Here is a 10974-nt window from a genome sequence, read left to right on the forward strand (position 1 = left end):
TGTACGGTCCATCGAGTGGAACCACTGACCGACAAACAGATCCGCTCGTCCTTCGTGAACTGCACGAAGGGCGAGGCGGCACGGCTCAAGCTGCCGCTCGACTTCGCCGAACTCCCCTGGGAGGACCTGGACTTCCTCGGCTGGGTCGACCCGGGCGCGCCGCTCCGCGCGCACCTGGTCGTCCCGCGCGAGGACGGACCGGTCGGCGTGACCCTGCGGGTCCCGGCCACCGGCCGGACCAGTGCCGTGAGGTCCAGCATGTGCCAGGTCTGCCTGACCGGGCACGCCTCATCGGGCGTGACCCTCCTCGTGGCGCCGCTCGCCGGGACCCGCGGGCGGGAGGGGAACACGGTCGGCATCTACCTCTGCGCCGACCTCGCCTGCTCCCTGTACGTCCGGGGCAAGCGGCAGCCGAAGCTGCGCGCCGGGCGCCAGGAGGAGTCCCTCACCGTCGAGGAGCGGATCGCACGGACGACGGCCCACCTCGACGCCTTCGTCGACCGGGTGACGGCGGTCTGACCGACGACCCCTGGGCCAGTCTCTTGGATCAGGGCGGACGGCCCGGTCGCCGGTGGGCGCGCCGCCCCCTTGACCCGCTCGCCGGCGGCTCCGAGGCCGCCCGCTCGCGAGCGGGCCTCGGGGCCGCCGGACGGCTCACAGGTTCAGCGGAAGGCCTGCTCGCCGGTGAGCGCCTTGCCGATGACCAGGGAGTGGACCTCGCTCGTGCCCTCGTAGGTGAGCACCGACTCCAGGTTGTTGGCGTGGCGCAGCACCGGGTACTCCAGCGTGATCCCGTTGGCGCCGAGGATCGTGCGGCACTCACGGGCGATCGCGATGGCCTCCCGTACGTTGTTCAGCTTGCCCACGCTGATCTGTTCGGCCGTGATCGCGCCCGCGTCCTTCAGGCGGCCGAGGTGGAGGGCGAGCAGCATGCCCTTGCCGAGCTCGACGGCCATGTCGGCGAGCTTCTGCTGGGTGAGCTGGTAGGAGGCGAGCGAGCGGGCGAAGACGGTCCGGTCGCGGGCGTAGGAGATGGCGGTCTCCAGGCAGTCGCGGGCGGCGCCGAGGGCACCGAAGACGATGCCGAAGCGGGCCTCGTTGAGGCAGCCGAGCGGGCCGGAGAGGCCACGGGCCTCGGGGAGCATCGCGTCGGCCGGGAGGCGGACGTCCTCCAGGACCAGTTCGCTGGTGACGCTGGCCCGCAGGGAGAGTTTCATCTTGATCTCGGGGGCGCTGAAGCCGGGGGTGCCCGCCGGGACGAGGAAGCCCCGGACGCCTTCCTCGGTGCGGGCCCAGACGACGGCGGCGTCGGCGACGGAGCCGTTGGTGATCCACATCTTGGTGCCGTTGAGCACCCAGTCCGAGCCGTCGCGCTTGGCGTTGGTCCGCATCGCCCCGGGGTCGGAGCCCGCGTCGGGCTCGGTGAGGCCGAAGCAGCCGATGTACTCGCCCGCCGCCATCTTCGGCAGCCAGCGCTGCTTCTGCTCCTCGGAGCCGTACTTCCAGATCGCGTACATGGCGAGGGAGCCCTGGACGGAGACGAGCGAGCGCAGTCCGGAGTCGACGGCCTCCAGTTCCAGACAGGCGAGTCCGTACGCGACGGAGTTGGTGCCGGCGCAGCCGTACCCCTCCAGGTGCATGCCGAGGACGCCGATGCCGCCGAGGGTGCGGGCGAGCTCGCGGGCCGGGATCTCGCCCTTCTCGAACCAGCCGGCGACGTGCGGCCGCAGCTCACGGTCGGCGACGGCGCGGACGGTCCGGCGGATCTCGCGCTCCTCGTCGGTGAGCAGTCCGTCGAGGGCGAGCAGGTCGAAGGGGTGGACGGGGGTGGACGGCGACTTCACGGACGGCCTCCTGTGACGGGCGACTGACGGCGGTGACAACTCGGCGAGCCGAAGCGTAGCGCCAGATCGGATATTGGATCCAGTATTGAATATTCGATGTCCGGCCCGTACGGTCCGACGTGACCGTCGGCGAGGGAGAAGCGGAATGCGCGCAGACCAAGAGGGCACACCGGACACGACCGCGAGGGGCGCCCTGGACGGGATCGTCGTCGCCGACTTCGGCCGGGTGCTCGCGGGGCCGTACATGACGATGATCCTCGCCGACCTGGGCGCGGACGTCATCAAGATCGAGCGGCCCGGGTCCGGGGACGACACCCGCGCGTGGGGGCCGCCGTTCGCCGACGGCGAGGCCACGTACTTCCTCGGGGTGAACCGGAACAAGCGTTCCGTCTCGCTCGACCTGACGGACCCGGACGACCTGGCGACGGCGCGCGCGATCGTCGCCCGCGCGGATGTCCTGGTGGAGAACTTCCGTCCCGGCACGATGGAGAAGCTGGGCCTCGGGTACGAGGACGTCCGCGCCGCCCATCCCGGGCTCGTGTACTGCTCGGTGACCGGCTTCGGCACCGCCGAAGGGGCCCGCCTGCCGGGCTACGACCTGCTCGTGCAGGCGATGGGCGGCCTCATGAGCGTGACGGGCGAACCGGAAGGGCCCGGCACCAAGGCGGGGGTGGCCCTTGTCGACGTCATCACGGGCCTCCACGCCGGCCTCGGGATCCTCGCCGCCCTCCGGCACCGCGAGCGCACCGGCGAGGGCCAGCGCGTCGAGGTCTCCCTGCTCACCTCGCTCCTCTCGGCGCTCACCAACCAGTCCGCCGCCCACCTCGGCGCGGGCGTCGTGCCGCGCGCGATGGGCAACAGGCACCCGAGCATCGCGCCGTACGAGGTGTTCGAGGCCGAGGACCGGCCGCTGGTCCTCGCGGTCGGCACCGACCGGCAGTTCCGCACGCTGTGCGAGCGGCTCGGCCGGCGGGAACTCGCCGAGGACCCGCGCTTCGCGACCAACACGGCTCGCGTCGCCCATCGCGAAGAGCTGGTGGAAGCGCTGTCCGGGCCGCTCGGCACGCGCACGGCCGACGGCTGGTTCGACGAGCTCACCGCCGCCGGGGTGCCCTGCGGCCCCATCAACGACCTGGCCGCCGCCTTCGATCTCGCCGACCGGCTGGGGCTCGCGCCGCGGGTCCCCGAGCCGGCGGCCGGTCCCGGTCAGGTCGTCAACCCGATCCGGCTCGGCGCCACCCCGCCCTCGTACCACAGCGCTCCCCCGCGCCTGGGCGAACACACCGAAGAGCTGCTCACCGCGCTCGGCCGGCCCGCGCGCACGCCCTGATCCATAGGAAGATGGTGGCCACCGGCCGCGGAAGCCGCCGGTGGGCGACATCAGGAACGGAAGGTCACAGGCGATGAGCAGCGCGGTGCAGAAACGGCGGCCGCAGACCGCCCAGCAGTTCGTCCTGGAGGAACTGCGTCGCGCCATCACCAGCGGCGAGCTCAGGCCCGGCGCCCCGATCCGCCAGGACGCCCTCGCGGCGCGGCTCGACGTGAGCCGCGTCCCGCTCCGCGAGGCGCTGAAGGCCCTGGAGGCCGAGGGTCTCGTGGTGCACCACATACACCGGGGGTACTTCGTCGCGGAGCTCTCGCTCGCCGACCTGGAGGAGATCTACCGGATCCGGGAGCTCCTGGAGACGGAGGCGGTGCGCAGGGCCGTGCGGCGCATGCCGGACGGCACGGTCGACACGCTCGAAGGCATCCAGCGCGAGGTGGAGCGGGCTGCCGAGGAGGGTGACGTGCCGGGGATGGCGGCGGCGAACAGGCGCTTCCACTTCACGCTGATCGAGGCGTCCGGGATGCCGCGTCTCGTCCGTCTCATCGCGACGCTGTGGGACTCCACCGACGCGTACCGCTCGCTCTACTACACGGAGACCCCGCATCGCGAGCTGGCCGTCCACGAGCACCGCGCCGTGCTCTCGGCGCTGCTGCACGGCGACGAGGACGCCGCCGTGCGGTGGTTGGACGAGCACCGCGCCCACGCGGTGGCGGCGCTCCGCGGGGTCCTGGACCTGGACCGGGGCTGACGCCGGATCGGACACCCCCGCCCCTGCCGGGCCGCGCCCTCGCGTCTTACCCTGTCGCCGGACGCGAGGAGGAACCATGGCGCGGATGCCGTCGGCCGAACGACGCACGCAGCTCGTCGAGGCGGCGATCAGGGCGATGACCAAGGACGGTGTCGCGCGGACGACCACGCGGTCGATCTGCGCCGAGGCGGGCGTCTCGTTGAGCGTCTTCCACTACTGCTTCGACTCGAAGCAGGCCCTGCTCGAAGCCGCGATCGAGACGATCACCGGCAACTACGTCGCCCGGGTGAAGTCGGCGGTCGAGCCGAGGGCGACGCTGCGCGAGACCGTGCGGGCCGGGCTGCGGACGTACTGGGACCACGTCACCGCGCACCCCGGTGAGCACATGCTGACGTACGACCTCACCCAGTACGCCCTGCGCGAGCCGGGGTTCGAGCATCTGGCACGCGCGCAGTACGAGCAGTACGTGGCGTCGGCGGCCGTCCTGCTCGACCAGGTGGGCGTGGTGCGCGGCGCGGAGCCCCGGGTGCCGGTGGAGGTGCTCGCGCGATATCTGGCGGCGGCGATCGACGGACTCACGCTCCAGTTCCTGGTCCTCGGCGACCATCAAGTCGCCGAGGAGCAGCTCGACATGACGGCCGATCAGCTGGTGGCCCTGATCGACGGCTGAAAGCCTACCGGTCGGTCACTTCGCCAACAGGTCGTTTGTCCCGGACTCTTGACTCACTGGCTCGACACCGCGATTCTCGGGGCGCCCGGCACACCCCCACCGACCGGAGGCATCGCTGACCATGATTCGACCCTCACCGCGCAAAACAGGCGGCAGATCCGCGCTCCTCGCCCTGTTCCTCACCCTCGCCGCGCTGCTGTTCGGCTCCGGACCGGTTCCCGCGGCCGCCGCCGGCTCCGCCACCGGTACGTGGTGGGAGCCGGCCTCCCGGCCCGCACCGGACTCCGGGGTCAACGTCACCGGTGCGCCGTTCACCGGCACCGACGCCCAGGGGAAGGTGCGCGGGTTCGTCGACGCGCACAACCACCTGATGTCCAACGAAGGGTTCGGCGGCCGGCTCATCTGCGGTCAGACGTTCTCCACGGTGGGCATCGCCGACGCGCTCAAGGACTGCCCCGAGCACTATCCGGACGGCAGGGGCGCGCTCTTCGAGAACATCACCGGCGGCGCGGACGGCACGCACGACCCGGTCGGCTGGCCCTCGTTCAAGGACTGGCCCGCCCACAACTCCCTGACGCACCAGCAGAACTACTACGCCTGGGTCGAGCGGGCCTGGCGCGGCGGGCAGCGCGTGCTCGTCAACGACCTGGTGACGAACGGCCTGATCTGCTCGATCCTGCCCCGGGACCGCGGCTGTGACGAGATGGAGTCGATCCGTCTCCAGGCCAGGAAGACGTACGAGCTCCAGGACTACGTCGACGGCATGTACGGCGGCCCCGGAAAGGGCTGGTTCCGGATCGTCACCGACTCCGCCCAGGCCCGCTCGGTGGTCGAGCAGGGCAAGCTGGCGGTCGTCCTCGGCGTCGAGACCTCGGAGCCGTTCGGCTGCAAGCAGATCCTGGATGTCGCCCAGTGCGACAAGGCCGACATCGACCGCGGTCTCGACGAGCTGTACGGGCTCGGCGTGCGCAGCATGTTCCTGTGCCACAAGTTCGACAACGCCCTGTGCGGGGTGCGTTTCGACTCCGGGACCATCGGGGCGGCCGTCAACATCGGCCAGTTCCTGTCGACCGGCACCTTCTGGGCCACGGAGCAGTGCGCGGGCCCGCAGCACGACAACCCGATCGGCCTGGCCGCCGCGCCCGTGATGGCCTCGAAGCTGCCGGCCGGGGTGAGCGTCCCGTCGTACGCCTCGGACGCCAAGTGCAACACCCGCGGTCTCACCAGGCTCGGCGAACACGCCCTGCGGGGCATGATCGACCGGGGCATGATGCTGGAGCTCGACCACATGAGCGTCAAGGCCGCGGGGCGGGCGCTCGACATCCTGGAGTCCGAGGAGTACCCGGGCGTCCTCTCCACGCACAGCTGGATGGACCTCGACTGGACCGAGCGGCTGTACCGTCTCGGCGGCTTCGTCGCCCAGTACATGCACGGCGCGGAGGGCTTCATCGGGGAGGCGGCGCAGAAGGCGGACCTTCGCGAGAAGTACGGGGTCGGTCTCGGCTACGGCACGGACATGAACGGCGTCGGCGGCTGGCCGGGCCCGGTCGGCCCGGACGCCCCGAACGCCGTGAAGTACCCCTTCCGCAGCGCCGACGGCGGCGCGGTGATCGACCGCCAGGTCACGGGCGAGCGCACCTGGGACCTCAACACCGACGGAGCCGCGCACAACGGCCTGGTCCCGGACTGGATCGAGCAGATCCGGCTCAGCGGCGGCCAGGGCGTCGTGGACGAGCTGTCGGGTGGAGCGGAGTCGTACCTGACGACGTGGAGGTCGACCGAGAAGCACGAGCCGGGGATCAACCTCGCTGCGGGCGCGGCGACTTCGGCGAGCTCCGCGGAGTGGAACCCGTTCACGAGCTACGCGCCGGGCCGCGCCGTCGACGGTGACGTCGGCACGCGGTGGGCCAGCGACTGGTCGGACGGCCAGTGGCTCCAGATGGACCTCGGGGCGGTGCACCGGGTGGGCAAGGTCACCCTGGACTGGGAGCGTGCCTACGCGCGGGAGTACCGCGTCGACGTGTCGGAGAACGGCACGGACTGGAGGACGGTGTGGAGCACGGACGCCGGTGACGGCGGCTACGACAACGCCGAGTTCGCTTCGACGTCCGCGCGGTACGTGAGGATCCAGGGGGTGCGGCGCGCGACCCAGTGGGGCTACTCGCTCCACGAGGTCGCTGTGCACCGCACCTGACGGTCCGCGCGACCCCGGATCAACTCCCCGCGGGGCCCGTCCAGTCGGCGGGCACGCGGGCGAGCCGGACGCGCTGGGGGTGGTCGCCGACATCGACGGTGGCCACCTTCCGGCCGGTCGCGAAGTCGATCGCGGTCACGCGGTCCGCACCGCTCTCCGAGACGACGCAGGACTTTCCGTCGCCGCTCACGGTCGCCCAGTAGGGCTTGGACACCTCGACGAGCGGGCCCTCCTGGAGGCTCGCGCGGTCGACGACGGTGGCGTAGTCGTCCATCGTGCCGGCGACACAGAGCTTGGTCCCGTCGGGGCTGATCGACAGGCCGTGGTGGCGCGAGTCGTTGACCCAGGCCGTCCGGTCGGGGTCGGTCGACGGGTTGCCGGGGAGGTACTTGGCCCGGGTGATGCGGTCGGTGGCGATGTCGTACTCCAGGAACCCGCTGAGGAACGACACCTGGAAGTACAGCTTCTTCTCGTCCGGGGTGAGGACGAGCGGCCGTACGGCGTCGGAGAGGTCGTCGCGCCCGAAGGCGTCGAGCCGGGAGCGCATGTCGATCACCCGTACGGTCTCGAAGGTGCGGGCGTCGACGACGGTGATGCGGCGGTCGCCCTTGGTCCAGTCGAGCCAGGGTGCGTCGAGGGCGGTGGTGACCTCGCCGATGGACATGTTCCACAGACGGCCGTCGGAGGTGAAGACGTTCTCGTGGGGCTTGTCGCCGGTCCTGAACGAGCCGACCTCACGGCCGGTCGCGATGTCGAGGACGTGCACCGTGTTGGCCGTGGAGGCGGAGACGGCGACCCGGGTGCCGTCGGGCGAGACGGCCATGTGGTCGGCGCGGTAACCGGCGACGGGGAAGCGCCAGTTGACGCGACCGGTGCGCAGGTCGAGGGAGACCACGTCGGCGAGGCTGGGGCGGGAGACGACCATGGCCGAGCCGTCGGGGGTCGCGTACATGTCGTCGACGAACTGGTCGTGCCCCTCCCCCGGCCCGCTGCGGACGCCCAGGAAGAAGGCGAGCTTGACGGGGTTCAGATAGATCTCCCGCAGCCGCTCCTCGCGGTCGGGGACGACGTTCAGGCGTCCGATGCGGCGGAGGTCGCCGCGGGACTCGATGACGTCGGCCGTGCCGTCCCAGTTGTTGCCGACGAACATCACCTCGCGCAGTCCGGCGGGGGTCTCGTCGGGGATCGCTCCCGGGGCGGCCGTTCCGGTGCCGCCGGACGCGGTGAGGAGGGCGAGGGCCAGCGCCAGGGCTCCGCCGAAGCGACGGCGACGGTGCGTGCGAGGGGAGGGCATGAGGGGTCCTTCTTCCTTCTCGGAACCGCGACTTACCCGAAGTAACCATGTACATGACATCTCCGCAAGCCCTGGCCGCACCCTCTGTTCCACACCCCCTCACGCCAGGAATACGTCCGGTGCGGGACCATGGAGTCCGGAACGCAGAAGGGACGGAACGGACGATGAGGAACCGCAGTGTCGCGGACCTGATGACGCCGGCCGCGGTCGCGGTGCAGCGGGGGACGTCGTTCAAGGAGATCGCGCGGCTCCTCGACGAGTACGGCATCACGGCGGTCCCCGTCGTCGACGACGAGAACCGCCCCGTGGGCGTCGTCTCCGAGGCCGACCTGCTGCGACGGCACACGGCGAAGGACGGCCCGAGCACCGCCGAGGCCATGATGACCAGCCCGGCCGTGACGGCCCGCCCCTCGTGGACGGCGGTCGAGGCGGCCCGGCTGATGGAGCGGCACCGCGTGAAGCGACTGCCGGTGGTGGACTCGGAGGGCCGGCTCATCGGCGTGCTGAGCCGGAGCGACCTCCTCCAGCTGTTCCTGCGGCGTGACCGGTCGATCCAGGAGGAGATCCGGGAGGACGTCGTCGTCCGCATCCTGCGCCTCTCCCCCGCCGCCGTGCACATCGACGTGGACGAGGGCGTGGTGACGCTCAGCGGCGCACTGGAGGACCCGGACGTCGCACCGATCCTGGTGCGGCTGTGCGAGACCGTCGACGGGGTGGTCGAGGTCGTGGACCGGCTGGCGTACGAGGACGGCGACGGCCGCGCGTAGGAGCGCGAGGGGCCGGGCCGGACAGAGGGACACCGTCCGGCCTGGACCCCCGGGGCGGGTGACGGCTCCGTCAGGAGATCAGGAGACCGCCTCCGGCCAGCCGTATCCGGGACCGGTGTGCTGGGGTACGGTCCCCGCGCCCACCGCCTCCATCTCCCGGTTGGCCTCCCGCATGAGCTTGCCGGCCAGGTCCTTCATCGCCCGGCTCGCGGCGAGCTCGTCGCCGATCGCCGGGACGTCCACGTCCGACGGGTTGCAGCGGGCGGTGCCGTGGCCTGTGATGGTCGAGGTGCCGGTGCTGAGCCGCGCCTCGGCCTCAGTCCTGCCGCTCTCCTCGATCAGCTCCAGGCCGACCGTCCACTCCAGAGTGCGTGTCATGGTCTGCCTCCTCACGCACGGCTACTACCAGCATCCATCCGCCCACGCCTCCGCGCACGGGGGCGACGCCCGGCCTCGGGGCGCGGCGGGGCGACGCCCGGCCTCGGGGCGCGCGGAAGAGGCGCACAAGGATCGACGTTGCATGACCATGCAGGATGATGCATACTCTTCCTATGTCTAAGGTCCTCACCTCCCTTCCCGCCGGCGAGCGCGTCGGCATCGCCTTCTCGGGCGGCCTCGACACCTCGGTCGCGGTCGCGTGGATGCGCGACAAGGGCGCCGTCCCGTGCACCTACACGGCCGACATCGGCCAGTACGACGAGCCCGACATCGCCTCGGTGCCCGGTCGCGCGAAGGCGTACGGCGCCGAGATCGCCCGCCTGGTCGACTGCCGCGCCGCGCTGGTCGAGGAAGGCCTGGCCGCGCTCACCTGCGGCGCGTTCCACATCCGCTCCGGCGGGCGTGCCTACTTCAACACCACGCCGCTCGGCCGCGCCGTCACCGGCACCCTGCTGGTCCGGGCCATGCTCGAGGACGACGTCCAGATCTGGGGCGACGGCTCGACGTTCAAGGGCAACGACATCGAGCGGTTCTACCGGTACGGCCTGCTGGCCAACCCGCACCTGCGGATCTACAAGCCGTGGCTCGACGCGGACTTCGTGACCGAGCTCGGCGGCCGCAAGGAGATGTCGGAGTGGCTCGTCGCCCACGACCTCCCCTACCGGGACAGCACGGAGAAGGCGTACTCCACCGACGCCAACATCTGGGGCGCCACGCACGAGGCGAAGACCCTGGAGCACCTGAACACCGGTGTGGAGACGGTGGAGCCCATCATGGGCGTCCGTTTCTGGGACCCCTCGGTCGAGATCGCCACCGAGGACGTCACGATCGGCTTCGACCAGGGCCGCCCCGTGACCGTCAACGGCAAGGAGTTCTCCTCCCCCGTCGACCTGGTGATGGAGGCCAACGCCATCGGCGGCCGCCACGGCATGGGCATGTCGGACCAGATCGAGAACCGGATCATCGAGGCCAAGAGCCGCGGTATCTACGAGGCTCCCGGCATGGCGCTGCTGCACGCGGCCTACGAGCGGCTCGTCAACGCCATCCACAACGAGGACACCCTCGCCCAGTACCACAACGAGGGTCGGCGTCTCGGCCGGCTCATGTACGAGGGCCGCTGGCTGGACCCGCAGGCCCTCATGGTCCGTGAGTCGCTGCAGCGCTGGGTCGGCGCCGCCGTCACCGGTGAGGTGACCCTGCGGCTGCGGCGCGGCGAGGACTACTCGATCCTCGACACGACGGGCCCGGCCTTCAGCTACCACCCGGACAAGCTCTCCATGGAGCGGACCGAGGACTCGGCCTTCGGCCCGGTGGACCGGATCGGCCAGCTCACCATGCGGAACCTCGACATCGCCGACTCCCGCGCCAAGCTGGAGCAGTACGCCGCGCTCGGCGTGATCGGCACCGGCAGCCCCGCGATCGGTGCCGCCCAGGCGGCCGCGACCGGCCTGATCGGCACCCTGACGGAGCTGCCGGAGGGCGGCGCCGAGGCGATCGCCTCCCGCGGCGAGGTCTCCGGCGACGACGAGATGCTGGACCGCGCGGCGATGGAGATGGGCACGGACTGAAGGGTCCGCCCCTTCGGGCACGGGAAAGGCCGGCTCGGCGCACGAAGCGCCGAGGCCGGCGGTAGCGCGGGAAGCGGCCTGCGCAACCCCCGCCCCGCGCCCCGGCGCGGACCCCGACGGTGTT

At 71.4% G+C, this 10974-nt stretch carries 10 protein-coding genes; 7 read left to right on the forward strand and 3 right to left on the reverse strand.

Annotation, left to right across the window (positions count from 1 at the left end; all coding sequences use genetic code 11):
• Positions 1-15: 15 nt before the first annotated feature.
• The gene (locus ACWFR1_RS35625; protein ID WP_453558927.1) at positions 16-519 is read left to right on the forward strand and encodes an FBP domain-containing protein; all 504 of its coding nucleotides are present in this window, start codon (positions 16-18) and stop codon (positions 517-519) included.
• Positions 520-662: 143 nt separating this feature from the next.
• On the opposite strand, the gene ACWFR1_RS35630 is transcribed toward ACWFR1_RS35625, so the two are convergent.
• The gene (locus ACWFR1_RS35630) at positions 663-1844 is read right to left on the reverse strand and encodes an acyl-CoA dehydrogenase family protein (RefSeq protein WP_453558930.1); all 1182 of its coding nucleotides are present in this window, start codon (positions 1842-1844) and stop codon (positions 663-665) included.
• Between the two features lie 145 nt (positions 1845-1989).
• Between ACWFR1_RS35630 and ACWFR1_RS35635 the strand changes: the two genes are divergently transcribed.
• The 4 genes from ACWFR1_RS35635 (at position 1990) to ACWFR1_RS35650 (ending at position 6783) form a co-directional block, all read left to right on the forward strand.
• Complete coding sequence (locus ACWFR1_RS35635) at positions 1990-3174, forward strand: CaiB/BaiF CoA transferase family protein (protein WP_453558933.1); 1185 nt, start codon at positions 1990-1992, stop codon at positions 3172-3174.
• 73 nt (positions 3175-3247) lie between these two features.
• Positions 3248-3919 carry a GntR family transcriptional regulator gene (locus tag ACWFR1_RS35640; protein ID WP_453558936.1) on the forward strand — a complete coding sequence of 224 codons (672 nt, stop codon included), beginning with the start codon at positions 3248-3250 and terminating at the stop codon, positions 3917-3919.
• Positions 3920-3995: 76 nt separating this feature from the next.
• Entirely contained in the window at positions 3996-4589 is a 594-nt protein-coding gene (locus ACWFR1_RS35645) for a TetR/AcrR family transcriptional regulator (protein ID WP_453558939.1), read from the forward strand.
• A gap of 121 nt (positions 4590-4710) precedes the next feature.
• The gene (locus ACWFR1_RS35650; protein ID WP_453558942.1) at positions 4711-6783 is read left to right on the forward strand and encodes a galactose-binding domain-containing protein; all 2073 of its coding nucleotides are present in this window, start codon (positions 4711-4713) and stop codon (positions 6781-6783) included.
• A 19-nt stretch (positions 6784-6802) separates the two neighbouring features.
• Here ACWFR1_RS35650 and ACWFR1_RS35655 read toward each other — a convergent pair whose 3' ends face one another.
• On the reverse strand, positions 6803-8077 hold the full coding sequence (locus ACWFR1_RS35655) for a YncE family protein (RefSeq protein WP_453558944.1): 1275 nt from the start codon (positions 8075-8077) through the stop codon (positions 6803-6805).
• 164 nt (positions 8078-8241) lie between these two features.
• Here ACWFR1_RS35655 and ACWFR1_RS35660 point away from each other — a divergent pair, with 164 nt between their 5' ends.
• Positions 8242-8844 carry a CBS domain-containing protein gene (locus ACWFR1_RS35660; protein ID WP_453558947.1) on the forward strand — a complete coding sequence of 201 codons (603 nt, stop codon included), beginning with the start codon at positions 8242-8244 and terminating at the stop codon, positions 8842-8844.
• Between the two features lie 78 nt (positions 8845-8922).
• Here the strand turns inward: ACWFR1_RS35660 and ACWFR1_RS35665 are convergent, their stop codons facing one another.
• Complete coding sequence (locus tag ACWFR1_RS35665) at positions 8923-9222, reverse strand: DUF1876 domain-containing protein (protein WP_453558950.1); 300 nt, start codon at positions 9220-9222, stop codon at positions 8923-8925.
• Between the two features lie 173 nt (positions 9223-9395).
• On the opposite strand from ACWFR1_RS35665, the gene argG reads away from it, so the two are divergent.
• Entirely contained in the window at positions 9396-10850 is a 1455-nt protein-coding gene (gene argG, locus ACWFR1_RS35670; protein WP_453558953.1) for an argininosuccinate synthase, read from the forward strand.
• Positions 10851-10974: the final 124 nt, after the last annotated feature.

This window comes from Streptomyces sp. NPDC055103 (assembly GCF_053607625.1).